Origin of the sequence: Hydrogenophaga sp., from assembly GCF_030656115.1 — a bacterium.
Taxonomy (GTDB): domain Bacteria; phylum Pseudomonadota; class Gammaproteobacteria; order Burkholderiales; family Burkholderiaceae_C; genus Hydrogenophaga.
The window spans coordinates 47,791-72,869 of record NZ_JAUSOO010000105.1 but is presented as its reverse complement, the minus strand read 5'-3'; the positions used below and the strand labels follow the sequence as shown (position 1 = coordinate 72,869).

At 64.8% G+C, this 25,079-nt stretch carries 24 protein-coding genes and 1 pseudogene; 17 read left to right on the top strand and 8 right to left on the bottom strand.

Going from position 1 to position 25,079, the window contains the following annotated elements:
- The coding region (locus Q7J58_RS13410) for an ATP-binding protein (protein WP_304828814.1) at positions 1–1,168 on the top strand (1,168 nt) is incomplete at its 5' end.
- Positions 1,169–1,207: 39 nt separating this feature from the next.
- Positions 1,208–1,966, top strand: coding sequence for a TSUP family transporter (locus tag Q7J58_RS13405; RefSeq protein WP_304828811.1), 759 nt, complete (start codon positions 1,208–1,210; stop codon positions 1,964–1,966).
- Between the two features lie 10 nt (positions 1,967–1,976).
- Here the strand turns inward: Q7J58_RS13405 and mrdA are convergent, their stop codons facing one another.
- From mrdA to Q7J58_RS13385, 4 genes and pseudogenes are all read right to left on the bottom strand, one after another.
- Positions 1,977–3,962, bottom strand: coding sequence for a penicillin-binding protein 2 (gene mrdA / locus Q7J58_RS13400; protein WP_304828808.1), 1,986 nt, complete (start codon positions 3,960–3,962; stop codon positions 1,977–1,979).
- 124 nt (positions 3,963–4,086) lie between these two features.
- Complete coding sequence (gene mreD, locus Q7J58_RS13395; RefSeq protein ID WP_304828804.1) at positions 4,087–4,617, bottom strand: rod shape-determining protein MreD; 531 nt, start codon at positions 4,615–4,617, stop codon at positions 4,087–4,089.
- Entirely contained in the window at positions 4,614–5,561 is a 948-nt protein-coding gene (gene mreC / locus Q7J58_RS13390) for a rod shape-determining protein MreC (protein WP_304828802.1), read from the bottom strand. Before mreC ends, mreD begins: the two co-directional genes overlap by 4 nt.
- Before the next feature lie 45 nt (positions 5,562–5,606).
- Positions 5,607–6,650, bottom strand: a pseudogene (locus Q7J58_RS13385) (rod shape-determining protein).
- Between the two features lie 268 nt (positions 6,651–6,918).
- Here Q7J58_RS13385 and gatC point away from each other — a divergent pair.
- From gatC to gatB, 3 genes are read left to right on the top strand one after another with little or no spacing between them, the layout of a single operon-like run.
- Positions 6,919–7,218 carry an Asp-tRNA(Asn)/Glu-tRNA(Gln) amidotransferase subunit GatC gene (gatC, locus tag Q7J58_RS13380; protein WP_304828799.1) on the top strand — a complete coding sequence of 100 codons (300 nt, stop codon included), beginning with the start codon at positions 6,919–6,921 and terminating at the stop codon, positions 7,216–7,218.
- On the top strand, positions 7,215–8,711 hold the full coding sequence (gene gatA, locus Q7J58_RS13375) for an Asp-tRNA(Asn)/Glu-tRNA(Gln) amidotransferase subunit GatA (RefSeq protein WP_304828796.1): 1,497 nt from the start codon (positions 7,215–7,217) through the stop codon (positions 8,709–8,711). Before gatC ends, gatA begins: the two co-directional genes overlap by 4 nt.
- 2 nt (positions 8,712–8,713) lie before the next feature.
- Positions 8,714–10,174, top strand: a complete 1,461-nt coding sequence (gatB, locus tag Q7J58_RS13370; protein ID WP_304828794.1) for an Asp-tRNA(Asn)/Glu-tRNA(Gln) amidotransferase subunit GatB — start codon at positions 8,714–8,716, stop codon at positions 10,172–10,174.
- A gap of 51 nt (positions 10,175–10,225) precedes the next feature.
- On the opposite strand, the gene Q7J58_RS13365 is transcribed toward gatB, so the two are convergent.
- The gene (locus Q7J58_RS13365) at positions 10,226–10,903 is read right to left on the bottom strand and encodes a DUF4124 domain-containing protein (RefSeq protein WP_304828791.1); all 678 of its coding nucleotides are present in this window, start codon (positions 10,901–10,903) and stop codon (positions 10,226–10,228) included.
- 9 nt (positions 10,904–10,912) lie between these two features.
- On the bottom strand, positions 10,913–11,632 hold the full coding sequence (pyrE, locus tag Q7J58_RS13360) for an orotate phosphoribosyltransferase (protein ID WP_304828817.1): 720 nt from the start codon (positions 11,630–11,632) through the stop codon (positions 10,913–10,915).
- 16 nt (positions 11,633–11,648) lie between these two features.
- On the opposite strand from pyrE, the gene Q7J58_RS13355 reads away from it, so the two are divergent.
- On the top strand, positions 11,649–12,440 hold the full coding sequence (locus Q7J58_RS13355; protein ID WP_304828788.1) for an exodeoxyribonuclease III: 792 nt from the start codon (positions 11,649–11,651) through the stop codon (positions 12,438–12,440).
- Positions 12,441–12,803: 363 nt separating this feature from the next.
- Here Q7J58_RS13355 and Q7J58_RS13350 read toward each other — a convergent pair whose 3' ends face one another.
- Positions 12,804–14,195 carry a heavy metal sensor histidine kinase gene (locus tag Q7J58_RS13350; protein WP_304828784.1) on the bottom strand — a complete coding sequence of 464 codons (1,392 nt, stop codon included), beginning with the start codon at positions 14,193–14,195 and terminating at the stop codon, positions 12,804–12,806.
- Positions 14,195–14,881 carry a heavy metal response regulator transcription factor gene (locus tag Q7J58_RS13345; protein WP_304828781.1) on the bottom strand — a complete coding sequence of 229 codons (687 nt, stop codon included), beginning with the start codon at positions 14,879–14,881 and terminating at the stop codon, positions 14,195–14,197. The genes Q7J58_RS13350 and Q7J58_RS13345 overlap by 1 nt, the downstream gene beginning before the upstream one ends.
- 144 nt (positions 14,882–15,025) lie before the next feature.
- Between Q7J58_RS13345 and Q7J58_RS13340 the strand changes: the two genes are divergently transcribed.
- The 11 genes from Q7J58_RS13340 (at position 15,026) to Q7J58_RS13290 (ending at position 25,077) form a co-directional block, all read left to right on the top strand.
- Positions 15,026–16,132: a hypothetical protein gene (locus Q7J58_RS13340; protein WP_304828778.1), complete on the top strand. Its 1,107-nt coding sequence runs from the start codon at positions 15,026–15,028 to the stop codon at positions 16,130–16,132.
- A 24-nt stretch (positions 16,133–16,156) separates the two neighbouring features.
- Complete coding sequence (locus Q7J58_RS13335; protein WP_304828775.1) at positions 16,157–17,542, top strand: copper oxidase; 1,386 nt, start codon at positions 16,157–16,159, stop codon at positions 17,540–17,542.
- Positions 17,543–17,609: 67 nt separating this feature from the next.
- Positions 17,610–18,101, top strand: a complete 492-nt coding sequence (locus Q7J58_RS13330) for a cupredoxin family protein (protein WP_304828772.1) — start codon at positions 17,610–17,612, stop codon at positions 18,099–18,101.
- Positions 18,102–18,157: 56 nt separating this feature from the next.
- Complete coding sequence (locus Q7J58_RS13325) at positions 18,158–18,526, top strand: copper-binding protein (protein WP_304828769.1); 369 nt, start codon at positions 18,158–18,160, stop codon at positions 18,524–18,526.
- Positions 18,523–19,014: a cytochrome c gene (locus Q7J58_RS13320; protein ID WP_304828767.1), complete on the top strand. Its 492-nt coding sequence runs from the start codon at positions 18,523–18,525 to the stop codon at positions 19,012–19,014. The genes Q7J58_RS13325 and Q7J58_RS13320 overlap by 4 nt, the downstream gene beginning before the upstream one ends.
- Positions 19,015–19,174: 160 nt before the next feature.
- Positions 19,175–19,675: a hypothetical protein gene (locus tag Q7J58_RS13315; protein ID WP_304828765.1), complete on the top strand. Its 501-nt coding sequence runs from the start codon at positions 19,175–19,177 to the stop codon at positions 19,673–19,675.
- Positions 19,676–19,743: 68 nt separating this feature from the next.
- Positions 19,744–21,414: a multicopper oxidase domain-containing protein gene (locus Q7J58_RS13310; RefSeq protein ID WP_304828762.1), complete on the top strand. Its 1,671-nt coding sequence runs from the start codon at positions 19,744–19,746 to the stop codon at positions 21,412–21,414.
- A gap of 1 nt (position 21,415) precedes the next feature.
- Positions 21,416–21,709 carry a DUF2933 domain-containing protein gene (locus Q7J58_RS13305; protein WP_304828759.1) on the top strand — a complete coding sequence of 98 codons (294 nt, stop codon included), beginning with the start codon at positions 21,416–21,418 and terminating at the stop codon, positions 21,707–21,709.
- Positions 21,696–22,364, top strand: coding sequence for an isoprenylcysteine carboxylmethyltransferase family protein (locus Q7J58_RS13300; protein WP_304828756.1), 669 nt, complete (start codon positions 21,696–21,698; stop codon positions 22,362–22,364). The genes Q7J58_RS13305 and Q7J58_RS13300 overlap by 14 nt, the downstream gene beginning before the upstream one ends.
- Before the next feature lie 87 nt (positions 22,365–22,451).
- Positions 22,452–22,709: a DUF2933 domain-containing protein gene (locus tag Q7J58_RS13295; RefSeq protein ID WP_304828753.1), complete on the top strand. Its 258-nt coding sequence runs from the start codon at positions 22,452–22,454 to the stop codon at positions 22,707–22,709.
- 10 nt (positions 22,710–22,719) lie between these two features.
- Positions 22,720–25,077: a heavy metal translocating P-type ATPase gene (locus tag Q7J58_RS13290; protein ID WP_304828750.1), complete on the top strand. Its 2,358-nt coding sequence runs from the start codon at positions 22,720–22,722 to the stop codon at positions 25,075–25,077.
- Positions 25,078–25,079 lie beyond the last annotated feature (2 nt).

Sequence of the window (25,079 nt, the reverse complement as noted above, 5' to 3'; positions counted from 1 at the left end):
CGTGCTCACGTCCATGTCGGACGTGCTGGTGGTTTGCTACGAGCGCGGCCTGATCGAGCAGGCCAACTCCGCGCTGTGCGAGCTGGTGGGCCGTTTCGAGGAACAGCTGCGCGGCAGCAGCCTGGCGGATCTGCTGGCCGACGCCGCCAGCGTGGACGCCGCGCGCGCCGCGATGGACCGTTCCGACGCACCGCGTGCCGGCCAGGGCATCGAGCTCAACCTGCTCGACCGCGCGGGCCAGCCGGTGCCGGTGGATGCCAACTGCACGCCACGCATTGGCCCCAACGGCCGGCGCGTCGGCACCGTGTGGGTGGGCCGGCCCACGGCCGAGCTCAAGCGCGCCTACCACGAGATGCGCGCCGCGCACGAGGCCCTCAAGCGCACCCAGCAGCAGCTGCTGCATTCGGAAAAAATGGCCTCGCTCGGCCAGCTGGTGGCGGGCGTGGCACACGAGCTCAACAACCCGATCAGCTTCGTGCTCGGCAATGTGCACGCGCTGCGCAAGTACTGCGACCGCCTGCAGACCTACATGGCCGCGCTGCACGCGCACGAGCCCGAGCCGGTGTTGCAGGCGCTGCGGCAGAAGCTGCGCATCGAACACCTGCTGGGCGATCTGCCCTCGCTGATCGAAGGCACGCTCGAAGGCGCGCAGCGCACCGCCGACATCGTGCACGGGCTCAAGCGTTTTTCGGCCATGGACCCGGAAGAGCGCACGCCGGTGAACCTGGTCGAGGTGATCGAACGCGCCATCCACTGGGTGCAGAAAGGCCGGCACACGCCGGTGGATGTGCGCTGGCAGGCCGGCACGCCCTGCACCGTCATGGGCAGCGCGGGTCAGTTGCAGCAGGTGATGATGAACCTGTTGCAAAACGCGTTCGACGCCGTGGGTGGCCCTGGCGCCGCGGCGCCTTGCGTCTGGGTGTCGGTGGTCTGCGAAGGCACCCTGGCGCGCGTGTGCGTGCGCGACAACGGACCCGGCATCCCGCCCGAGCACCTGCTGCGCATCTTCGACCCGTTTTTCACCACCAAACCGGTGGGCAAGGGCACCGGCCTGGGCTTGTCGATCAGCTACGGCATTGTGGAGCAGCACGGCGGACGCCTGAGCGCGTGCAACGCTGAGGGCGGAGGGGCGGTGTTTCAGATGGAGCTGCCCAGAGCGGACACCTGACGCACCAGCCCGGCCGCACGTTCCCGTGACAATCGCACGATGGAACTTTTTCTGGTCACCCTTGCCTCCCTGTTTGCCGGTTTTGTCGACGCCATCGTGGGTGGCGGCGGGCTGATTCTGGTGCCCGCTTTGTTTGCGGTGTTTCCCACCACCCACCCCGCCACGCTGTTCGGCGTCAACAAAGGGGCTTCGGTGTGGGGGACGGCGGCGGCCACGCTGCAATACGCCCAGCGCGTGCGCATGCCCTGGCATGCGTTGCTGCCCGCCGCTGCCCTGGCGTTTGCCGGTTCATTGGTGGGCGCCTGGACGGTGACCGTGATCTCGCCCGACTTCTTGCGCCGCGCCCTGCCGCTGGTGCTGCTGGGTGTGCTGGCCTACACGCTGGCCAGGAAACAACTGGGCCACCGCCACGCGCCGCGCTTTTCGGGCCACCGCGAAGCGCTGGCCGCGAGCCTGCTGGGCGTGACCATTGGTTTTTACGACGGCTTCTTCGGCCCCGGCACCGGCAGCTTCTTCGTCTTCCTGTTCGTGCGCTGGCTGGGTTACGACTTTCTGCACGCCAGCGCCAGCGCCAAGCTGCTCAACACCGCGTCCAACCTGTCGGCGCTGATGCTGTTCGCCTGGAAGGGCCATGTGTGGTGGCACTTTGCCCTGGTGATGGCGGTGGCCAATGTGGCGGGCAGCCTGCTGGGCACGCGCCTGGCGCTCAAGCACGGCAGCGGCTTTGTGCGCCAGGTGTTCATCGGGGTGGTGAGCGCCCTGATTGTGAAGACCGCCTACGACGCCTGGGTGCGGTGAGCGCCTGTCTTCAGGGTGCTGTGCGCAGCGTGGCAGGGGTGGCTTCTGTTGCCGGTGGCCAGGGCATTTCGCTGGCCTTGAGCGGTGTGCCGATCGGGCTGGCGGCCAGGCCTTTTTGTACCGCCTCCAGGTCCTGGGTGTTGGGGTATTGGTCCATCAGAAGGTAGTCGAACACCCGGCGCGCAATCGGGGCCGCGTGGGCCGAACCAAAGCCCGCGTTTTCCACCACCACCGCCAGTGCCACGCGCGGCTGGTCCACGGGGGCGAAGGCCACGTAGAGCGAGTGGTCGCGCTGGTGTTCTTCCAGCTTGCGGGCGTCGTAGCGGTCTTTCTGGCCAATGGTCACCGCCTGGGCGGTGCCGGTTTTGCCGCCGCTGTCGTAGCCGGCACCGGCAAACACGCGGGTGGAGGTGCCTTCGGTGGTCACGCCCTGCATGGCGCGCAACACGGTTTGCACATGCTCGGGTTTGTAGCCCAGGTCGGTGGCCACCGGCACCTTGGGCGGCGTGCGCTCGCGCGTCACCACGTCTTCGGTGGCCAGGGTCAGGTGGGGGGTGTATTTCACGCCGCCGTTGGCCAGGGTGGCCATGGCGTGGGCCAGCTGCAGCATGGTGAAGTTGTTGTAGCCCTGGCCAATGCCCAGCGAAATGGTCTCGCCGGCGTACCAGCGTTTCTGCTCGGGCCGTTTGTAGGTGTTGCGTTTCCATTCCTGGCTCGGCAACACGCCACGCACCTCGCCGCGCAGGTCGATGCCGGTGATCTGCCCAAAACCCAGCGGCTTCATGAAGTCGTGCATCAGGTCCACGCCCATCTCGTTGGCCAGCGAGTAGTAGTAGGTGTTGCTCGACTTGACGATGCTGCGGTGCATGTCCACCGTGCCGAGACCGCCGTCGCCGTGGCTGCGAAAGCGGTGGTTGCCGAACATCCAGAAGCCGGGGTCGTTGATGGTGGTGTTGGCTTTGCGTGTGCCGGTTTCCAGCGCAGCGAGTGCCATGAACGGTTTGTAGGTGGAGCCCGGCGGGTAGGTGCCGCGCAGCGCACGGTTCAGCAGCGGTTTTTCCAGCGACTCGTTGAGCGCTTTCCAGTTTTCCACATCAATGCCTTCGACGAACAGGTTGGGGTCGAAGGTGGGTTTGCTCACAAAGGCCAGCACCTCGCCGTTGCGCGGGTCGATGGCCACCAGGGCGCCGCGTCGCGCACCAAACATGTCTTCCACCAGCTTCTGCAGCTGGATGTCAATCGCCAGCACCACCGTGTTGCCGGGCGTGGCCGGCGTGTTGGCCAGCGAGCGCACGGCGCGCCCGCCCGCCGATGTTTCCACGCGCTCGAACCCGGTGATGCCGTGCAGCTCGCGTTCGTAGCTTTGCTCGGCGCCGAGTTTGCCGATGTATTCGGTGCCCCGGTAGTTGGCCTGGTCTTCCTCGGGCCATTCGCGGATGCTGGCTTGTTCGCGCTGGTTGATGCGCCCGATGTAGCCGATGACGTGGCTCGCCACCTCACCATGCGGGTACTGGCGGATCAGCCGCGCCCGCACATCAACGCCCGGGAACCGGTAACGCTGCGCCGAGAAGCGGGCCACCTCTTCGTCGCTCAGCCGGGTGCGCAACGGCAGCGAGTCGAAGCGGTGCGACTCTTCCAGCAGCTTGCGAAAGCGGCGTTTGTCGCGCGGTTGCACCTCCACCAGCTCGCCGAGCGCTTCGATGGTGGCGTCCAGATCCGTCACTTTGGAGGGGGTGATCTCCAGCGTGTAGGCCGAATAGTTGGTGGCCAGCACGCGGCCGTAGCGGTCCAGGATCTGGCCCCGGTTGGGCACCACCGGCAGCACCGCCGTGCGGTTGCTCTCGGCCTGCGCCAGCAGGTCGTCGTGCCGCACCACCTGCAGGTACACCATGCGCGCAACCACCAGGCCAAACGCGAACAACACCCCCAGCACGGCCACCAGCACCCGGGTACGGAACTGCGCCAGGTCGGCTTCAACGTTGCGTAACTCAGTCATATCCATGTTCCCGCCGCATCCGGCGCGGGATGCCCGATCCAGGATGCGGTGGAGCCGGCTTGGCCGGGCCACTCGCAGCGCCCCCTCGGGGGGTGACGCCAAAGGCGGCGCGGGGGTGTTTCATCTACAGTGGCCGGTTGTCGTCGGGGTTGGGCGCACGCCGCTGCGGCGCCAGCAGCAACACGCTGACCAGCGGCCACAGCAGGGCTTCAAAGAACGGGGCCAGGAACAACGCAGCGCCGGCAAACGTGCCGCCCGAGGCCAAACGCACCAGCAACTCCAGCACGTGCACCCCCAGAAACAGCGGGAACAGTTGCACCGCCTGGGTGGGCACCGCAAACCAGAGCAGGCGCCGGTGCATGAACACAGCCGCGTAACCCAGCACGGTGTAGGTCAAGGCGTGTTGGCCGAGCAGCGCGCCTTGTTGCACGTCCATCAGCAGGCCAAAGGCAAACGCCACGCCCACGCCAATGCGCAGCGGCTGGTGCACGCTCCAGAACACCAGCACCACCGCGAGCAGGTCGGGCACCCAGGCCGCTCGGCCCCACAGGCCCATGTTCAGCACCATGTTGACCAGCAGCGCCGCGACCAGGCTGAACCAGATGAAGAACGGGTTGGCTGGCAGCAGCAGCTGCTGGCCGGGACGCATGATCATGGCGCACTCCGGGGGGCGACCACCGCTGAGCCAGGGGCTGTGCGCTGCGTCAGGGGGCTCTTCGTCTCGGGTCGTGGCGGCGGCAGGCTCGGGCCCACGGGCGTGAGCACCAGCAGGTGCAGGGCGCCTTGCACGCGCGCCAGCGGTTCGCAGCGGACGCGGGTGAAGGACGATTCGGCGCGCCGCTCCACCTGCGTCACACGCGCCACCGGCAGACCGGGTGGGTAGACACCGTCCACACCGCTGGTGCTCAGCAAGTCGCCTTCCACGATGTCGGCATTGGCCAGCGTGTAACGCAGCTCCATGCCATCGCCTGCGGCCGAGGGCTGGCCATAGGCCACATTGCGCACACCGGTGCGGGTGTTGAGCACGGGGATCGTCTGGTCGCGGTCCACCAGCAAGGTCACCTCCGACACCAACGGGTACACGCGGGTGACCTGGCCGAGCACGCCGCTGTCGTCGATCACCGGGGAGCCCGGCTGTATGCCGTGCGTCTGCCCGCGGTCGATCACCACCTTGCGCGAATACGGGTCGGCCGCGTCGTACAGCACCTGGGCGCCGACGGCCGGTGTGGTGATGCGCGCACGCATGGTCAGCAGTTCGCGCAGGCGCTGGTTTTCAAGCTGGAGCTGCTCCAGCTGCAGCGATTGACCGGCCTGTGTGGCCAGGCGCTGCAGCGCCAGCGCTTCGCTGCGCTGGGCCTGGTGCAGCGAGGTGAAGTAACCCCCGGCCTGACCGATCGCTTGCACCGGCTGCAGCACCAGCCATTGCACCGGGTACAGCGCTGTGGCCAGGGTCGAGCGGATGGGGGTGGTGAGTTGGAAGCGCACGTCGGCCACCATCAGAAACAGAGCCAACGCGCTGAAGACCACCAGTTTGGACAGCGCTGAAGGTCCCTGTTTGAAGAATGGCGGCGGGGAGCGGTCCAGAGTGCCCAGTGGCATGGAGGGTCGATCGGGTCTGCAAGCGTGCCGGCGGGCGGCGCGGGCTTATTCGCTGGTGAAGATGGTGCCCAGGCGCTCCATGCGCTCCAGCGCCATGCCGCAGCCACGCACCACGCAGGTCAGCGGCTCTTCGGCCACCAGCACCGGCAGACCGGTTTCTTCGGCCAGCAGGCGGTCCAGATCGCGCAGCAGCGCGCCGCCACCGGTGAGCATCATGCCGCGCTCGGCAATGTCGGCGCCCAACTCGGGCGGCGTGTGCTCCAGCGCCATCTTCACGGCCGACACGATGTTGTTCAGCGGGTCGGTCAGCGCTTCCAGAATCTCGTTGCTGCTGATGGTGAAGCTGCGCGGCACGCCTTCAGACAGGTTGCGGCCCTTGACTTCCATTTCCTTGACTTCCGAACCTGGAAAGGCCGAGCCAATGCGCTTTTTGATGGCCTCGGCGGTGGGCTCGCCGATCAGCATGCCGTAGTTGCGGCGGATGTAGGCAATGATGGCGTCGTCAAACCGGTCCCCGCCCACGCGCACGCTGCCCTTGTAGACCATGCCGCCCAGTGAAATGACGCCGACTTCGGTCGTGCCGCCGCCAATGTCGACCACCATGGAGCCCGACGCGTCCGACACCGGCAGGCCGGCGCCGATGGCTGCGGCCATGGGTTCTTCGATCAGGTACACCTCGGAAGCGCCAGCGCCCAGGGCCGACTCGCGGATGGCGCGGCGTTCCACCTGCGTAGAACCGCAGGGCACGCAGATGATGATGCGCGGGCTCGGTTTGAACATCGAGCGCGGGTGCACCATCTTGATGAACTGCTTGAGCATATGCTCGGTCACCGTGAAGTCGGCGATCACGCCGTCTTTCATGTGGCGGATGGCTTCGATGTTGCCGGGCACCTAGCCCAGCATGGCCTTGGCTTCCTTGCCCACCGCCTGGATGGTTTTTTTGCCCTGCGGGCCGCCTTCGTGGCGGATCGAAACCACCGAGGGCTCGTCCAGCACGATGCCTTTGCCGCGAACGTAGATCAGGGTGTTGGCGGTGCCAAGGTCAATGGCCAGGTCGGTCGAGAATTGCCGACGAAACGCTTCAAACATGGTGAGAAATCCTGTGTGGCATGGGCACGGCTTCGCGCGCTCATCGCCGGGTGTGGTGTTGGCCGCAGGCCGAAAAGGGGGGCTAAGTGTTTGATTTACGGGCAAAAAGCGTCGCAAGACGGGTACTGCCGCTAAACCCTGGATAATACCGCATCCCCTGTGCACAACTGCGCGCATTGCGGTGCAATTCACGCCGTTACAACCCGTTGCAGGCGCGTTTTTGCCCCTGCGTTGTGACCTTTTCATTACCCAGCAACCGAGTCCTGTCATGTCCCTGACCCTGTCCGACATCGGGCGCATCGCCAACCTCGCCCGGCTGGAGCTGTCCGCAGCCCAAAGCGAACGCATGCTGACCCAGCTCAACGGTTTTTTTGAGACCGTGGAGCAGATGAACGCCGTCGACACCACCGGCGTCGAGCCCCTGGCCCACCCCACCGCCGTGATCGACCATGTGAGCCTGCGCCTGCGCCCCGACGTGGCGAGCGAGCCCAACCACCGCGAAGCCAACCAGAAAAGCGCGCCCGCCGTCGAGCGCGGCCTGTTCCTTGTGCCGAAAGTCATTGAATGAACGCCCCCGAACTCCACCAGATGGGCGTGGCCGAACTGGCCACCGCCATCGCCGACAAAAAGACCTCTGCCCTGGAGGCCGCCCAGCACCTGCTGGCCCGCGCACAACAGCACGCCAGCCTGGGCGCCTACCTGGCGTTCAATGAAGCGTTCACGCTGTCCCAGGCCCGGGCGGCCGACGCCCGCCTGGCCACCGGCGAGCGCACGCCGCTGCTGGGTGTGCCGCTGGCGCACAAAGACATCTTCGTCACCCAAGGCTTTCCCACCACCGCCGGCTCGAAGATGCTGGCCGGCTACCAAAGCCCGTTCGACGCCACCGTGGTCGCCAACCTGGCCGCCGCGGGCGCCGTGACGCTGGGCAAGCTCAACTGCGACGAATTCGCCATGGGGTCGGGCAACGACAACTCGGCCTTTGGACCTGCCCACAACCCCTGGGATGTGTCGCGCGTGCCCGGCGGCTCGTCGGGCGGTTCGGCCGCCGCCGTGGCCGCGCGCCTGTTGCCCGCCGCCACCGGCACCGACACCGGCGGCTCCATCCGCCAGCCTGCCGCCTTCTGCGGCATCACCGGCATCAAGCCCACCTACGGCCGCTGCTCGCGCTACGGCATGGTGGCCTTTGCCTCCAGCCTCGACCAGGCCGGCCCCATGGCCCGCAGCGCCGCCGACTGCGCCGTGCTGCTCACCGCCATGGCCGGCCCCGACATCGACCGCGACTCCACCAGTCTGGACCACCCCGCCGAAGATTACACAGCCGTCCTGGCCCAGCCCCGCGAAGGTGCCACCGCCGCGCAGCCGCTCAAGGGCTTGCGCATCGGCCTGCCCACCGAGTTCTTTGGCGCCGGCTGTGCGCCCGACGTGCTGGCCGCCGTGCGCGGCGCCCTGGCCGAATACGAGCGACTCGGCGCCACATTGGTCGACATTTCGCTGCCGCGCACCGAGCTGTCCATTCCGGTCTATTACGTCATCGCCCCCGCCGAAGCGTCGAGCAACCTCAGCCGTTTTGACGGCGTGAAGTTCGGCCACCGCGCCGCGCAGCACGGCGACCTGATCGACATGTACAAAAAATCGCGCAGCGAAGGCTTTGGCCCCGAGGTGCAGCGCCGCATCATGATCGGCACCTATGTGCTGAGCCACGGTTATTACGACGCGTACTACCTGCAGGCACAAAAAATCCGCCGCCTGATCGCGCAAGACTTCCAGCAGGCCTTCACCCAGTGCGACCTGATCGCCGGGCCGGTGGCGCCCACGGTGGCGTGGAAAATTGGCGAAAAGAGCGAAGACCCCATGGCCAACTACCTGGCCGACATCTACACCCTGTCCACCAGCCTGGCCGGCCTGCCCGGCATGAGCGTGCCGGCCGGTTTCGGCGCGGCGGGCATGCCGGTGGGCCTGCAACTGGTGGGCAACTATTTCAAGGAAGGCGAGCTGCTGCACGCCGCGCACGCCTTCCAGCAAGCCACCGACTGGCATCTCAAAACGCCACAGGGCTACTGAACATGAGCGACAAGAAACAAGCTTCCCTTTTGGTGCAAGGTTACGAAGTCGTGATCGGCTTTGAAACCCACGCCCAGCTTTCCACGCAAAGCAAAATTTTCAGCCGCGCGCCCACGGCGTTTGGTGCCGAGCCCAACACGCAGGCCTGCGCGGTGGACTTGGCCCTGCCCGGCACGCTGCCGGTGATGAACCGCGGTGCGGTGGAAAAAGCCATTCGCCTGGGTCTGGCGCTGGGTTCGCACATTGCCGAGCAGAGCGTGTTTGCGCGCAAAAACTACTTCTACCCCGACCTGCCCAAGGGCTACCAGATCAGCCAGTTCGAGATTCCGGTGGTGCAGGGCGGCGAGGTGTCGTTCTTTCTGGGCGATGAAAAGAAAACCGTGCACCTGGTGCGCGCCCACCTGGAAGAAGACGCCGGCAAGAGCCTGCACGAAGACTTCATTGGCCAGAGCGGCATCGACCTGAACCGCGCCGGCACGCCGCTGCTGGAGATCGTGACCGAGCCCGACATGCGCAGCAGCGCCGAGGCCGTGGCCTACGCCAAAGAGCTGCACAAGATCGTGACCTGGATCGGCATTTGCGACGGCAACATGCAAGAAGGCAGTTTCCGTTGCGACGCCAACGTCTCGGTGCGCAAGCCCGGGGCCGCGTTGGGCACGCGCCGCGAGATCAAGAACCTGAACTCGTTCAAGTTCATGCAGCAGGCCATCGACTACGAGGTGCGCTGGCAGATCGAGCAGATCGAAGACGGCCACGCCATCCAGCAGGCCACCGTGCTGTTCGACCCCGACACCGGCGAAACCCGCGCCATGCGCACCAAGGAAGACGCCGCCGACTACCGCTATTTCCCCGACCCCGACCTGCCACCGCTGGTGATTGGCCGCGACTGGGTGGAGCGCGTGAAAGGCGAGATGCCCGAGCTGCCGCGCCAGATGGCCGAGCGCCTGGTGCAGACCTACGGCCTGCCCGAGTACGACGCCACCACACTCACGCAGAGCCCCGCCATGGCGGCCTATTTTGAAACCGCGGCCCAAGCCTGCGGCAGCCCCAAGCTGGTGAGCAACTGGATCATGGGCGAGGTGTCGCGCCGCCTCAACGCCGAAGAGCGCGACATGGCCAGCGTGCCGGTGAGCGCTGCGCAGCTCGCCGCGTTGATTGGCCGCATTGCCGACGGCACGGTCTCCAACAACGCGGCCAAGCAGGTGTTTGAAGCGCTGTGGAACGGTGAGGCCAGCGAGGTGGATGCTGTCATCGAAGCCAAAGGCCTCAAGCAGATGAACGACACCGGCGCGCTGGAGAAAATCATCGACGAGGTGATGGCGGCCAACGCACCCATGGTCGAGCAGTTCCGAGCCGGCAAAGAAAAGTCGTTCAACGCGCTGGTGGGCCTGGTCATGAAGGCCAGCAAGGGCAAGGCCAACCCCCAGCAGGTCAACGACGTGCTGCGCCAGAAACTGCAATAAGCGAGGTGTTGAGAACGTGCCCGCGATCCGCCCGGGATCGCCTACACGTTCTCAGCGGTTGGTGTTGCCCGCTGCAACACCGGCCCAGAGCTGGCGCAATTTGACCAGCTCTTCGTCAAAGCGCGCGTTGATGCGCTTCTTCTCCAGCGCCTGTTCTTCCAGAAAACGCTTCTGCACCAGCACCTGCTGCTGGTTGTCTTCCAGCTTGCGGCGCAGCCAGGTGGGGGCCTTGTCTGGGTCCCGCTGGTAGAACTCCATCTCGGTATCGATCTCTTTGCGCTGCTGCTCCAGCGCACGCTCGCGTTTGTTCACCGCGTTCACCACCTCGTCGATTTGGCCCAGCGCCTCGGCGCGTTCCTTGTCGTGCGAAGCCTGGGTGGGGTAGCGGATCAGCAGCGCGCGGTCGCGGCGTTTTTCTTCCGCCACCCGCGCCCGTTGCTCTTCTTCCTGCCGGCGCTGGGCGTCCAGTTGGGCGCGCTCATCGGCGGTGTAGCTCGGGGGCAGCACACGGCGCACCAGGCCCGAGCCGCTCAACTGGCGTTGCTCGCGGTCCAGGCACTCGGGAATGGGGCGGTCCGAAGTGATGCGCCGGCCATTGCTGTCGATGCAGGTGTAAATGCCTTGTGCGTTCGTCTGCGCAAATGCGCCCGCAGACCAGCCCAGCGCCACCAGCGCAGCGCTCAAAATACCCGGCAAGGCGCGCGACAAAGACCAGCAGTTGTGTGGCACAGGGTTCCCTTAGGCCACGCCGTAGCGCTGGCGGTAGGCCAGCACGCGCTCAAAGTGAGCGCTCAGTTCACCACCGGCGTGGTCCGTCAGATAGTGCAGCAAGTCGGCCAGCCGCGCAATCGCACACACCTGCAGCCCGAGCTGGTGTTGCACATATTGCACGGCGCTGTGCTCCACGTCGCGCATCTGGCCGTCCGGGCCGGTTTCGGTGGCTTTTTCCTGGCGGTCCAGCGCAATCGCCACCGCATGCGGCACAGCGCCAGCGGCCTTGATCAGCGCGATCGATTCGCGTGCGGCCGTGCCGGCGCTCATCACATCGTCCACGATCAGCACCAGGCCCTGCAGCGGTGCGCCCACCAGCGTGCCGCCTTCGCCGTGGTCCTTGGCTTCCTTGCGGTTGTAGGCAAACGGCACATTGCGGCCCAGCCGCGCCAGCTCAATGGCCACCGCCGCACCCAGCGGAATGCCCTTGTAGGCCGGGCCAAAAATCATGTCGAATTCGATGCCGCTGTCGATCAGGGCTTTTGCATAAAATTGCGCCAGCCGGCCCAGCTTGGCGCCGTCGTCGAACAGACCGGCATTGAAAAAATACGGCGACAGGCGCCCGGCCTTGGTCTTGAATTCGCCGAAGCGCAACACGCCCGAGTCCACGCAGAACTGCACAAAGTCTTGCGCCAATGCGCCACTGTGGCCACCTTCAGCACCGGCAGCCGCCGTGCCCGCATCCATCACCATGGGGAAATCCTTGTTCAAACTGACCAGCCTCAACCTCAACGGCATCCGCTCTGCCAGCACCAAAGGGCTGGAAGCGTGGCTCGCCAAGCACCAGCCCGATTGTATTTGTGTGCAGGAAATCAAAGCACAGCCCTCGGACCTGAGCGGCCGGTTTGAGGCGATGGCGGGTTTACAGGGCCACTTTCATTGCGCCGAGAAAAAAGGCTACTCCGGCGTGGGCGTGTACACCCGGCACGAACCGAGCGATGTGGTGCTGGGTTTTGACGGAGGCGAATTCGACGCCGAAGGCCGCTACGCCGAACTGCGTTTTGACACGCCCGCGCGCAAGCTCTCGCTGATCAGCGCCTACTTTCCCAGCGGCTCGTCGGGCCCCGAACGGCAAGACGCCAAATACCGCTTCCTGGCCCTCATGCACCCGCACCTGATGGCCCTCAAGGGCGAGCGCGAGTTCATCTTGTGTGGCGACATCAACATCGCCCACCAGCAGGCCGACCTGAAGAACTGGCGCAGCAACCAGAAAAACAGCGGCTTTTTGCCCGAAGAGCGCGCCTGGATGACGCAGCTGCTCACCGACGGTGGCCTGGTGGATGTGTACCGCCGCTTGCAGCCCGACACCACCGACGCTTGCTACACCTGGTGGAGCAACCGCGGCCAGGCCTACGCCAACAACGTGGGCTGGCGGCTGGACTACCACCTGGCCACCCCCGCTCTGGCGGCCCACGCGCGCACCGAAGCGATTTACAAGGGCGAGAAATTCTCGGACCACGCGCCTGTCACCATTGAGTACGACTTCCGGCTTTGAGTGGGCGAGGCTGGGGTGGTTTGTTGATTTGATAAGGGTTTGTGACGGGTATGCGGCGGGTGCGGTGATTGGTGGTTTCGCCCGCAACTCACGGTCATGTACACAGAGCTGTCATCCAGGCACCTGCGATGTCGCTGGCTTGATGACTGTTGTTGGGGGCAATGCTGACGTTGCCTCCGGCCATGGGGCCGAGGCCGGACAAGCGTCCGCTGAACGATCTGTCCAACAAGCACTGCCGACCCGATGCGGTCTTTGGGCGGATTGCGGAAATTTTGCAGAACGTAGATTCCGCCAGAACTGCCATGTAACAGCATGTCTCAGACATGCTCTGCTCTCAAGTTTGAGCGCCATTGAATTCAAGGCTCACACTGCGAGTGAGCTGCGAAACGTGAGGCAGAAGGTGGTCTTCCCTTGGACGGAGGTGACTGAAACGGAACCGCCGTGAGCACGCATGATGGCTTGGGTGATCGACAGGCCAAGACCTGTGCCATCGGATTCCGGGTGGCTGCGCGATTTGTCTACGCGGAAGAAGCGATCGAACAACCGTGGCAAGACTTCGGGCGCGATGGTCATCCCGCTGTTGGTGATGCACAGGGTGGCTTCGCCTGGCCGCTCTTCGAGGGCAACCATGACTTCGGCTTCGGCAGGCGAGTGCCTGAGTGCATTCGACAGCAGGTTGCCGATGGCACGCCGGACCATCAAACGGTCCCCCATGACCTGAGCTTCTCCCATGATCTTCAAGCGGATGCGCTTTTCATCGGCCACGGCATCGTAGAAGTCGAACAGATCCAGCGCTTCCTGATCCAGCGAGATCGCCTCCGCGTTGGGGAGTTCGAGCCCGTGTTCCGTCTTGGCGAGGAACAGCATGTCGGACACCATGCGCGCCAGGCGCTGGAACTCTTCTGCGTTGGAGGCAAGGATGTCACGGTAGGCTTCGGAATCCCGCTTTTGAGCCAGTGACACCTGGGTCTGGGTCAGCAAGTTGTTGATGGGGGTTCTCAGCTCGTGGGCCAGGTCGCTGGAGAACTCCTGCAGGCGCGCAAAGTCCGCCTGCAGACGCCCGAGCATGGTGTTGAGGCTTTCGGCGAGGTCGGCAAACTCCACCGGCACGGCTTCGACGGGCATGCGCTGGTCCAGCTTTTGCGCGGTGACCGTCATGGCGCGTTCTTTCATGATGAGCAGAGGCGCCAAGCCGCGGCGCGCCGCCCACCAGCCCAACAAGCCGCTGACCAGGATGGCCCCCAGCGAATAGAGCGCCAGTGTCTGGCTCAGGGCTCGCATGAAATGCAGGTGGTGCCCGGTATCCAGGGCGATCAGCAACTGCATCGGCGCGCCGCCCGCGCCCGGCTCGTTCGACGGCGTCGCGGGCGGATCGATGCGCGCCCTCAGGCCGCGCAGAGTTTGATCGTCCTGGGTCCAATCGGTGGGGGTGGCGCCAATGGGCGCCAGGCCTGAGGGAAACACCATGCCCTGGGTCCCATACACCACACGATCACCCTGGCGCAGGTCGATGAAGAGTCCGTGGTGACTGTCCAGCAGCTCGTCAAGCCGGCTGGACAGCAGGTCCGGCGACGGGGATTCCCCGACGATCTTTTGAACCAACCCGATCTTGTCCTGCAGGTAGCCCTGGTCCAGGTCGACAAAGTGTCGGCTGGTCGCAAACGCCACCAGGATCGCCAGACCCACCAGGACAGTGGCCGACACCAGTGCGTAAAAAGCGGTCAGGCGCGCGGTCAGAGACAGTCGCCCGAGCATCAGAGCAATTCCTCCGGCTCTTCCAGCACATAGCCCATGCCGCGCACAGTCTGGATCAGACGGGGTTCAAAGGGATCGTCCACTTTGCCCCTCAGGCGGCGCATGGCCACCTCGATCACATTGGTGTCGCTGTCGAAGTTCACGTCCCACACTTGGGAGGCGATCAGGGAGCGTGGCAGGACCTCGCCATGGCGGCGCATCAGCAGCTCCAGCAGGCCGAACTCCTTGGCGGTCAGGTCGATGCGTTTGCCCGATCGGGTCACGCGCCGCCGCAGCAGGTCCAGCTCCAGGTCCGCCACCTTCAGCGTGGTGGCTTCCAGACCCGAACGACCTCGGCGCAGGATGGTGCGCACCCGGGCCAGCAGCTCGGCAAACGAAAACGGCTTGACCAGGTAGTCGTCGGCCCCCAGTTCCAGGCCCTTGACACGGTCTTCCACCAGATCGCGAGCGGTGAGAAAAAGCACCGGCATCTCCCGTCCCTGGCTGCGCAAACGCTTGAGGACTTCCCAACCGTTCAGGCCCGGCAACATCACATCGAGAATCAGAAGGTCGTGGTCGCCCTCCAAGCCCTGGTGCAGGCCGTCCACGCCGTTGTCCACCAGATCCACCACATAGCCCGCCTCGCGCAGGCCCTGGCGCAGATAGTCCCCGGCTTTGGGTTCGTCTTCAACAATCAGAATTTTCACAGCATCTCTCCTGAACTCTAGTGTGCATGCGCAGACAACCGATCGGACAAAGATGACATTTTTGTAATCCGCCCGACAGGAAACCGACGGACCTGCAACGGCAGAATCCGCCCCACTTGATTCACATCAAAAGGAGCAATTGCCGTGAAACGACCCCATTTCGTCCGAGCCTCTGGCGCCTTGCTGGCCGTCGGGGTGCTCGTGGTTCCTCTGGCCCTTTTGGCGCAAACAGCGCCTCCCACACAGGAGGCCGACTGGCGCCGGGCCAATGAGGCCGTTGGCGCGTACAAACGTGGCCATGCTGACATCCTCAGGTGGGAGCAGGCCAACCCAAGCTCGGATCAGGCCAACGATGCTCTGCCGCAGGGAACAGCGGTGCCCACCATGGAAGACGCCGTTCGCCGAGCCTGGCTGGTCCACCGGGAACTGGCCCGGGTCCAGGCGCGCTTTGGGCCACAAAACGTGCAGATGATCGCTACAGGGCGCTGGATGGAACTCGACCCGAGCCTGCAGCGCCGGGTGGAGGGTGCGGGCGAGTTGCTGGAAGTCGCCGTTCAGGCACGCAAGGCCTGGGTGGAAGCCGTCACGGCGCGCCAGATCGTGCTCCACCAGCAAGCCAGTCTGGAGGCTGCCCAGGCGGCCAACGAGCTGGGCAAGCGGATGGTCACCGTGGGTAACTGGAGCCGGCTGCAACAATCACCTGTGCAATTGGCAGAGGCTTCATCGCGCATGGGTCTTCGCCGGGCCAAGCTAGCCGCTGCCCAATCGCAGTCCGGTCTGATCAAGCTGCTCGGACTGGCAGGCCTCGAAACCTCGCTGGTCTTGCCCGATCGACTGCCCGATGTGCCGGCAACGGCCATGTCTGAAGCCGATCTGCAAAAAAGTACTGCGGCCATCCAAGGGCAACTGCCCAATGCAGAGCAGCTGCGCAACAAGGCACTCGCCCGGTCTGCCATTGAGGCCTACCAGGCCGCCCACGCCCTGGCGCTGGACAGCCGCAACGTGGTGCTCAAGGAGCGCGAGTACATCACCGAAGAAACCGTGCTGCATTACAACGGCATGCTCAAAAGCGTGTGGGACCTGCTGGACGAAACCCGCAACCAGGCACAGGCCACGGCGGACGCCATCGGCACACAGCGCGACTTCTGGATCGCCGAAACCGATCTGCAGTGGGTCATGCAGGGCGGCGCCCCCGATAGCTTCATCTCGTTGGGTGGTGGTGCAGAAGCACCCAAGGCTGCAGCGCATTGACCGGTATGACAGGAACACACTGAAATGAACACATCTTCACGTCGACAATTTTTTGCGGGTGCTGCTGCCTCGGTGGCTGGCCTAGCCGTCGCCCGGTCAGCCATGGCCGCCCTTCCCGAGCCGGTGTACCAAACCTCGGTGGACACGGCACCACCCCTGGTGCCCACCTCCGGCCGGCCCTACAACCCGGTGGTCACGCTCAACGGCTGGACCCTGCCGTGGAAGATGAACAACGGCGTCAAGGAATTCCACCTGGTGGCCGAGCCGGTAGTGCGCGAAGTCTCGCCAGGCTTCAAGGTCAACATGTGGGGCTACAACGGCCAGAGCCCGGGCCCGACCATCGAAGTGGTCGAGGGCGACCGCGTGCGCATCTTCGTCACCAACAAGCTGCCCGAGCACACCACCATTCACTGGCACGGCCAGCGCCTGCCCAGCGGCATGGACGGTGTGGGTGGCCTCAACCAGCCTGCCATCCCTGTGGGCAAGACCTTCGTGTACGAGTTCGAAGCACGCCGCCCGGGTACCTTCATGTACCACCCCCATGCAGACGAAATGGTCCAGATGGCCATGGGAATGATGGGTATGTGGATCACCCACCCCAAAGCCAAGCACCCGCACATCAGCGAGGTTGACCGCGACTTCTGCTTCCTGCTCAATGCGTTCGATGTGGAGCCTGGCAGTAAAACACCCAAAATCAATACGATGCTGGACTTCAACATATGGTGCTGGAATAGCAGGGTGTTCCCCGCTATTGACACACTGAACGTGCGTCTGAACGACCGCGTCAGGATTCGTGTGGGCAATCTCACCATGACCAACCACCCGATTCACCTGCACGGACACGAGTTTTTGGTGACCGGCACCGACGGCGGCCCCACGCCACCGAGCACGCGCTGGTACGAGGTGACCACCGATGTAGCCGTGGGTCAGATGCGGCAGATCGAGCTGATTGCCGACGAAGAAGGCGACTGGGCCATGCACTGCCACAAGAGCCACCACACCATGAACGCCATGGGCCACGCCGTGCCCACCATGATCGGTGTGGACCACCGAGGCCTGGTCAACAAGATCCAGAAGGTGGCGCCCGACTACATGATGATGGGCGAGCGCGGCATGGCCGACATGGGCGAGATGCAGATGCCCATTCCGGACAACACCGCGCCCATGATGACCGGCACGGGGCAGTTCGGCCCTCTGGAGATGGGCGGCATGTTCACGGTGTTCAAAGTGCGCAAGGATCAGAAGCCGGGTGACTATAAAGATCCTGGGCCGTATAAATTTCCCGAAGGCACGGTCGCCCAGGAATGGACAGGCGCTCCCTTGCCAGCGGTCAGGCCCAAGGCGAGTGCCGACGCCACTCCTGCGGTGGCGAAAGCCGTCAAGCCGACTGGCAAAGGCATGGCGCATTGAGGCCCGCACGCAGACAGTTGATTTCCCGACCCCCTGTTTTCTCAACCCACCCCCGTCAAAGGCTCATATGAAACTCTCACGCACCGTTTTCTCCAAGCGTTCAGCCATCGTTCTTGCCGTCGCCCTCGGTGCTGCATCCGCTGCATCGGCGGCGGGCAAACACGCTGGAGGGCACCACGAGTCCCCGATCGGGACGCCCGGCGTTGCAGCCAAAGTCACCCGCACCATTGAAGTCGACATGGCCAGCGGCATGCGCTTCAAACCATCGGACATCCGTGTCAAGCAAGGCGAAACGATCCGCTTCGTGCTCAAGAACACCGACAGCGTCAAACACGAGTTCAGCCTGGGTACGCCACAAGAGCTGCTGGAGCACTACGAGGTGATGAAGAAATTCCCTGACATGGAACACGATGAACCCAACAAGATTTCACTTGCCCCCGGCAAACAGGGTGAGGTGATCTGGCAGTTCACCAAAGCTGGCGCCGTTGACTTCGCCTGTCTGCACGTGGGTCACTTTGACGCCGGCATGAAGGGCCAAGTCAAGGTGGCGGCGAAATAGAAACGCACATATTTCATCCCGCCTTTGCGGGGTTTGATCCACACAAGGAGCATTTCATGAACAAATTTCACGCCACATTGGCAGCTGCTGCCATTGCCCTGTCGTCCTGGACGGTGATGCCTGCGTCCGCCCAGATGCCCATGGACCACAGCAAAATGGGCATGGCGGGCATGGCGGGCATGGCGGGCATGGCGGGAATGCCCGCTATGACCGACGGGGAGGTCAAAAAAATTGACAAGGACGCGGGCAAGATCACCATCAAGCACGGTGAGATCAAACACATGGACATGCCCGGCATGACCATGGTTTTTGTGGTCAAAGACAAGGCCTTGCTGGATGCGGTGCCGGTCGGCGCCAAGATCCAGTTCATGGCCACCAACGAGAACGGTCAGATGATGGTGACCGACATCCAACCTGCGAAGTGAACTCCAGATTTCGTTGGATTCTCCTTGCCGCAACTGGCCTCGCGCTCGCGGGGTTGGTGGCGGCGTGGGTGCTGTGGCGGGGCCTTGCGGCTTCACCCACGGCCCTGTTGCGCACGGACGATGCGCAGGTGCTGGAGCAAGGGCGAAAAGTCTATGTGGCCCAGTGCGCCAGCTGTCACGGCGTCAACCGGGAAGGACAGGCCAACTGGCGCGAGCGCGGCGCCGACGGCCGCCTGCCCGCACCGCCCCACGACGAGACCGGGCACACCTGGCACCACCCGGACGAACTGCTGTTCCGGATCACCAAGGAAGGCGTGGCGCAGGCCGCCGGCCTGCAGGACTACGAATCCAACATGCCGACCTACGGCGCGATGCTCAGCGACGCCGACATCGTGGCGGTGTTGTCCTGGATCAAGTCGCAGTGGCCCGCTGAAACGCAAGCCCACCACGATGGCATCAACCGGCAGGCACGGGAATCCCAGCGCTGAATCTGACATTTTTGTCATCTCGGCGTCATCTCGCCGACCCGATCCCTTTTCTACAGTGACCGCATGGCTCGACGGTGCTGACGCACCACAAATGGTCCCTCGGATCGTCGTGCCGTTTTCTGGTGTCTTTGCCAGGGTTAATTCTTGAAAGGAAATTGATATGTCTAAGTGGATCCAGACCCTTCTGGCGGTGGCGGTCACGGGCGTTGCGTTCTCCGCCTCGGCGCAGCAGGCCGCTGAACACACCCAGCACCACCCGGCTGCCGCATCGGCCACATCGCCCGCAACGGCTTCCACCCAGCCGGTCACGCCACAGGCCGGCATGTCCATGGGTATGTCGATGCCGCAGATGCAACAACACATGCAGCAGCACATGGCCACCATGCAAACGCTGCACGCCAGGATGGCCGCTGCCCCAACGGCGGCCGAGCGCCAAACCCTGATGGCCGATCACACGAAGGCCATGCACGAGGGCATGGACATGATGAAAGGCATGCAGGCGATGGGCCGTATGCCGGGCATGGGGGCTATGGGCGCCGCACCAGCGGACCCCGCGCAGCATCAACCCATGATGGAAATGCGCATGGACATGATGCAAACCATGATGGACATGATGATGCAGCGCATGCCGGCCGCAGCCACCCCATCCACGAGCAAGTGACAGGTGATGGCCGCGTCCTCGGTGGTTGCGGCCAAACCCTATCTCCAAACAACAACAGGAATTTTGAGATGTCTACGTTCACGCGACGGCACTTTCTCGGCAGCATGGGCGCGTTGAGCGCGGCCAGTGCTGTCCCGGGTGTTCTGGCTGCAATCCCCAGCGCGTCTGGCGCCATGGCCGAAGAAATCACCGGCATTGAAAAAGAAGCGGCTGGCTTCGCCAACCCGCTACGACTGCCCGGCAGCAGCGGCCTCTACGGCGTGCTGCCCGCTTCCGAATTCCGCGAGGTGCATGTGGTGCGCAGCGCCATCGAAGTGCTGCCGGGTCGGCGCACGCCCATCCTGGCCTATGCCGTCGAATCGGGGGGCAAGAAGTTTCTGAACCCGGCACTCCTGGCGCGCCGGGGCGACGAGATGCGTGTTCGGCTGATCAACGACATCGATCAACCCACCGTCATCCACTGGCACGGCCTGAGCGTGGATTCGCGCAACGACGGCAACGGTCTCAACGTGGTGCCCCCCGGGGGCCGCATGGACTACGCCTTTGCCCTGCGCGACCGCGCTTCCATGTACTGGTACCACCCCCACGCGCACGGTTACATCCCGCAGCAGGCCTACCACGGGCTGGCCAGCCTGCTGTTCGTCGAAGACGACGAAGAAGCCGCGCTGCGCAAGGAACTGGACCTGGCCCTGGGCGACAGCGAAATCCCCCTGGTGCTGCAGGACCGCGAGTTCGACGCGCAAGGCCATCTGCGCTACGCGCCGACCGCGGCCCAGTCCTTCGGGGGCTGGGTGGGCGACCGTTTGCTGGTCAACCTGACCGAGCGACCGTTCATCCAGGCTGGGCGTCGCATCGTCCGCTTCCGCATCCTCAACGGCTGCAACGCACGAACCTACCGGCTCGCGTTCGTGCAAGGCGGGCGTCGGCTGGAATTCTTTCTTGCGGGCACCGACGGTGGGTTGCTGGCCCAGCCGCTGCGCATCGACCAAACCTTCATATCCCCCGGCCAGCGGCTGGACGTGCTGGTGGATCTGCGAGAAGCCGATCCCGGCCAGCCTGTGACGCTGGCCTCGCTCGCTTTCGACCCCATGCACGCCGAAGGCGGCCACGACATGGGTCAGGCCAGCCCCGCCTCGCCTGCCATGGCTGGCATGGACCACAGCCAGCACGGCTCGGCGCCAGCGGCCGCTTCGTCTGCGCCGATGGCCATGGAAGGGGACGCGCGTGCGCTGATGCGCATCGACCTGAAGCTGCCCTCGGCCCCGTACGAGCGCCGCCTACCCACGGTGCTGTCCAGCCTGCCCGCGGCCACCACTTCTGCGAACTCGGCGCGGCGCATGCAGCTCGGGCACAACGGCCAGGGCAACTGGACGATCAATGGCGGCCTCTTTGATCCAAAGGTGGCGGCGCTGAGCGTGCGGCGCGGTGCCCGCGAGACCTGGCTGATCGAAAACGCCGAGCGCAGCATGCCGCATCCCATGCACCTTCACGGCTTCTCGTTCCGCGTGATCGAGCGCCTGGGCAGCCCCGCACTGGTGCGCGGGCTGGCCGGCGCCAGGGGCCTGCTGCCGCAGGACCAGGGCGTCGTTGACACCGTGCACGTCTGGCCCGGCGAGTCGGTGCGCATAGCCATCGACTTTGCCCACCCACACGCCGGCGACCAGGACTATGTCTTTCATTGCCACTCGCTGGAACACGCAGAGGCCGGAATGATGCTGCGCTACACGGTGAAAGCCTAGGATGAAGCACCCAACATCCCCCCAAGCGGACCCACCCAGAAACCTGTGGCGCACACACTATGGCGTCGGCCTGATGGTGATGGGTGCGGTCGCGGCGTTCTTTCTGTTCGTCGAGCACCGGGCACACATCTTTGGTGCCTGGCCGTATCTGCTGATCCTGATCTGTCCGTTGATGCATCTGTTCATGCACCGCGGCCATGGGGCTCATGGTCATCACACAGGGGCTGATCAACCGCGGACCGGGGAACAAGAGCCACAGCAGACAAAGCAGGAGAACGGCCATGAATCACGGTGAAACGGCCTATGGCCTGTGGTCCCTGGTGGCCCTCAACTCGACCGTCTTCATCCTGTTCGCCTTCAGCTTCTTCAAGCCGGCCACCGCGCGCGATTGGCGCAGCTTTGGCGCCTTCTCCGCGTTCATCGTGGCCTTGTTTGTCGAGATGTATGGATTCCCGCTCACGATCTACCTGATGTCGGGTTGGCTGGCGACACGGTTTCCCGGTCTTGACCTGCTGACCCATGACAGCGGTCACCTGTGGTCCACCTTGCTGGGCGAGACAGGCGATCCCCATTTCGGTGTGCTGCACATTGCCAGCTACGTCTTTCTGGGGTACGGCTTCTACCTGCTGTCGAGCGCGTGGCATGTGCTGTACCACGCACAGCGCCAGCACTCGCTGGCCACCACCGGGCCATACGCCCGCGTCCGGCACCCGCAGTACCTGGCCTTCGTGCTGATCCTGCTGGGTTTCCTGCTGCAGTGGCCCACGTTGCTGACCCTGCTCATGTTCCCTGTCTTGCTGGTGATGTACAGGCGCCTCGCCATCACCGAAGAGAAGAACATGCACAAGCAGTTCGGGGAGACGTACGATGCATACGCTCAGTCCATACCCCGGTTCATCCCGCGCTTGGGCAAGGCTCGGTTGACAGCCGACGCTGAGCCAAAGAAGTGACCTGGGCTCTTGCGGGCAGCAGGCGTTTCGTTTGCTCAGGGATCGGATCCAGGAGAAATGGTCTTTTGTTTCTGAAAAGGGGGTTCCATGAATCAGCCTCACAACGACGCCCAGACGCCATCGTTCTGGCGCCGCCCGACCGGCATGGCGCTGGCAACGGTGGCCTTGATCGCCGGCTTTTTCCTGCTGCGTGAGCACTGGGGCCACGTCCTGGGTTACTGGCCCTATCTGCTGTTGCTCGCCTGCCCGCTGATGCACCTGATGCACGGGCATGGCCATGGCGGCCATGGAAGTCATGGCGGGCACCGGCAGCCAACGGCGCGCACCGACAACAACAGGGAATAGGCCAACGAACATGAATGAACACCTCCATCACGGCAGCGGTGCACCGTCCCATGCGGCCGAGCCAACGGATCTGAAGGACCCCGTGTGCGGCATGACCGTCACGGCGCAGTCCGCTCACACCTTGACGCACGAAGGTCGGCCCTATTACTTCTGCAGCGCCAGGTGCCAGGGCAAGTTCGCGGCAGACCCGCTGCAATACCTCGCGCCCGAGCCCCCGGTAGAGGCGGCTCCAGCGGCCGCCGCCACGGTCTACACCTGCCCGATGCATCCGGAGATTCGCCAGGACCATCCCGGCAACTGTCCCAAGTGCGGCATGACGCTGGAGCCCCTGCTGCCCGAACTCGACGACGACGACAACCCCGAGTTGCGCGATTTCCAGCACCGCTTCTGGTGGACCTTGCCGCTCACCGTGGTCGTCACCGTGCTGGCCATGTTCGGCCACCAGCTGCAGTGGTTTGAGTCCACGACCCAGACCTGGATCGAGCTTCTGCTGTCGATCCCCATCGTGCTGTGGGCCGGCTGGCCGTTCTTCTCGCGCGGCTGGCAGTCCGTGGTGAACCGCAGCCCCAACATGTGGACCTTGATCGGTCTGGGCACGGGCGCGGCCTTCGTCTACAGCGTGGTCGCCACGGTCGCACCCCAGGTCTTCCCGGACTCTTTCATCTCCATGGGCCGCGTTGCCGTGTACTTCGAGGCCGCCGCCGTCATCATCTCGCTGACGCTGCTGGGACAGGTGCTCGAACTCAAAGCCCGCTCGCAGACCTCGGCGGCCATCAAGTCGTTGCTGGGCCTGGCGCCCAAGACCGCCCGGCGCATCCGGGCAGACGGCACCGAAGAGGACGTGCCGCTGACCCATGTGCATGTGGGCGACCTGCTGCGCGTGCGCCCCGGCGAAAAAGTCCCGGTGGACGGCGAGGTCACCGAAGGCGGCAGTTCGGTCGATGAATCCATGCTCACGGGCGAGCCGATGCCGGTGGCCAAACGCGTGGGCGACAAGGTGATCGGTGCCACGCTCAACACCAGCGGGGCACTCGTGATGCGTTCGGAGCGCGTCGGCGCGTCCACCGTGCTGTCGCAGATCGTGCAGATGGTGGCGCAGGCACAGCGCTCCCGCGCGCCCATGCAGCGCATGGCCGACGTGGTGGCGGGCTACTTCGTCGTCACGGTGGTGGGCATTGCCCTTCTGACCTTTTTCGGCTGGGGCCTGTTCGGCCCCGAACCGCGCTGGGTGTTCGGCCTGATCAACGCGGTGGCGGTGCTGATCATTGCCTGCCCCTGCGCGCTGGGCCTGGCCACACCCATGTCCATCATGGTCGCCACCGGCCGCGGCGCCACGCAAGGTGTGCTGTTCCGGGACGCGGCGGCCATCGAGAACATGCGCAAGATCGACACCCTCATCATCGACAAGACCGGCACGCTCACCGAAGGCCGTCCGACCTTCGAGCGCGCCGTTCCCGCGCCCGGTTTTGACGCCGACGAGGTGCTGCGCCTGGCCGCCAGCCTGGACCAGGGCAGCGAACACCCGCTGGCCGAGACCATCGTGCGCGCCGCGCGCGAGCGCGGCATGGCGCTGGACAAGCCCGAGAACTTCGAATCCGGCTCGGGTATCGGCGTGCGGGGACAGGTGGCCGGGCGCCAGCTGGCGCTGGGCAACACCACGCTGATGGAACAGGCCGGCGTCTCGGTGGCCGCCCTGGTGCCGCAGGCCGAGGCCCTGCGCGCCGAAGGAGCCAGCGTGATGCACCTGGCGGTCGATGGCCAGCTGGCGGGCCTGCTGGCGGTGTCCGACCCCGTCAAGGCCAGCACGCCGGAAGCTCTGGCCACGCTCACGGCCTCCGGGCTGCGCATCGTGATGGCCACCGGCGACGGCCTGACCACGGCCCGGGCGGTCGCGGCCCGGCTGGGCATCGACGAGGTGCATGGCGAGGTCAAGCCGGCCGACAAGCTGCTGCTGGTGGAACGGCTGCAGAAAGAAGGGCGCGTGGTGGCCATGGCCGGCGACGGCATCAACGACGCGCCAGCGCTGGCCAAGGCCGATGTCGGCGTGGCCATGGGCACCGGGACCGATGTGGCGATGAACAGCGCGCAGATCACGCTGGTCAAGGGCGATCTGCGCGGGATCGCGATCGCGCGGGCGCTGTCGGAAGCGACCGTGGGCAACATGAAGCAGAACCTGGTGTTTGCCTTCTTGTACAACGCGCTGGGCATCCCGATTGCGGCCGGCGTGCTGTATCCATTGACAGGCTGGTTGCTCTCGCCGTTGATTGCCGCGCTGGCCATGAGCCTGAGCTCGGTCTCGGTCATTGGCAATGCTCTGCGCCTGCGGGCGGTCCGAATTCAGCCGGTGGAGCCCCCAGGGCGCCATTGACC

What these genes read in the sequence shown, in the direction of transcription:
- Q7J58_RS13405 (WP_304828811.1), top strand. Translation starts at nt 1,208, where the DNA reads ATGGAACTTTTTCTGGTCACCCTTGCCTCCCTGTTTGCCGGTTTTGTC.
- mrdA (WP_304828808.1), bottom strand. Translation starts at nt 3,962, where the DNA reads ATGACTGAGTTACGCAACGTTGAAGCCGACCTGGCGCAGTTCCGTACC.
- mreD (WP_304828804.1), bottom strand. Translation starts at nt 4,617, where the DNA reads ATGATCATGCGTCCCGGCCAGCAGCTGCTGCTGCCAGCCAACCCGTTC.
- mreC (WP_304828802.1), bottom strand. Translation starts at nt 5,561, where the DNA reads ATGCCACTGGGCACTCTGGACCGCTCCCCGCCGCCATTCTTCAAACAG.
- gatC (WP_304828799.1), top strand. Translation starts at nt 6,919, where the DNA reads ATGTCCCTGACCCTGTCCGACATCGGGCGCATCGCCAACCTCGCCCGG.
- gatA (WP_304828796.1), top strand. Translation starts at nt 7,215, where the DNA reads ATGAACGCCCCCGAACTCCACCAGATGGGCGTGGCCGAACTGGCCACC.
- gatB (WP_304828794.1), top strand. Translation starts at nt 8,714, where the DNA reads ATGAGCGACAAGAAACAAGCTTCCCTTTTGGTGCAAGGTTACGAAGTC.
- pyrE (WP_304828817.1), bottom strand. Translation starts at nt 11,632, where the DNA reads ATGGATGCGGGCACGGCGGCTGCCGGTGCTGAAGGTGGCCACAGTGGC.
- Q7J58_RS13350 (WP_304828784.1), bottom strand. Translation starts at nt 14,195, where the DNA reads ATGCTCGGGCGACTGTCTCTGACCGCGCGCCTGACCGCTTTTTACGCA.
- Q7J58_RS13335 (WP_304828775.1), top strand. Translation starts at nt 16,157, where the DNA reads ATGAACACATCTTCACGTCGACAATTTTTTGCGGGTGCTGCTGCCTCG.
- Q7J58_RS13330 (WP_304828772.1), top strand. Translation starts at nt 17,610, where the DNA reads ATGAAACTCTCACGCACCGTTTTCTCCAAGCGTTCAGCCATCGTTCTT.
- Q7J58_RS13325 (WP_304828769.1), top strand. Translation starts at nt 18,158, where the DNA reads ATGAACAAATTTCACGCCACATTGGCAGCTGCTGCCATTGCCCTGTCG.
- Q7J58_RS13315 (WP_304828765.1), top strand. Translation starts at nt 19,175, where the DNA reads ATGTCTAAGTGGATCCAGACCCTTCTGGCGGTGGCGGTCACGGGCGTT.
- Q7J58_RS13310 (WP_304828762.1), top strand. Translation starts at nt 19,744, where the DNA reads ATGTCTACGTTCACGCGACGGCACTTTCTCGGCAGCATGGGCGCGTTG.
- Q7J58_RS13305 (WP_304828759.1), top strand. Translation starts at nt 21,416, where the DNA reads ATGAAGCACCCAACATCCCCCCAAGCGGACCCACCCAGAAACCTGTGG.
- Q7J58_RS13300 (WP_304828756.1), top strand. Translation starts at nt 21,696, where the DNA reads ATGAATCACGGTGAAACGGCCTATGGCCTGTGGTCCCTGGTGGCCCTC.
- Q7J58_RS13295 (WP_304828753.1), top strand. Translation starts at nt 22,452, where the DNA reads ATGAATCAGCCTCACAACGACGCCCAGACGCCATCGTTCTGGCGCCGC.
- Q7J58_RS13290 (WP_304828750.1), top strand. Translation starts at nt 22,720, where the DNA reads ATGAATGAACACCTCCATCACGGCAGCGGTGCACCGTCCCATGCGGCC.